General features: G+C 60.3%; 1 protein-coding gene. It reads right to left on the bottom strand.

Annotated features, from left to right (window positions below; translation table 11 throughout):
* On the bottom strand, positions 1–138 hold a 138-nt coding region (locus tag HKX41_13105), incomplete at its 3' end, for a DUF1328 domain-containing protein (GenBank protein NNC25072.1).
* Positions 139–242: the final 104 nt, after the last annotated feature.

Here is a 242-nt window from a genome sequence, read left to right as displayed (position 1 = left end):
GAACGAAATCACCGCCAGGATCAGGAACACCACGAACAAGATCCAGGCGATCTGGCTGGCGGCTCCTGCGATTCCGCTAAAACCGAGCACGCCGGCGATAAGCGCGATTACCAGAAATACCACGGCGTAATGCAGCATGAGAGTCTCCAGAACAGTTTAGGTGGATTCGACGAGCACCGGCGGAATCGAAGCTCAGGCCCGATCCCGCGCAGGCGCGAGTTCAACGGGCGCGCAGGCCCAGG

The organism is Salifodinibacter halophilus, assembly GCA_012999515.1.
Classification (GTDB): domain Bacteria; phylum Pseudomonadota; class Gammaproteobacteria; order Nevskiales; family Salinisphaeraceae; genus Salifodinibacter; species Salifodinibacter halophilus.
This window is presented reverse-complemented; position numbering and strand designations above follow the sequence as displayed.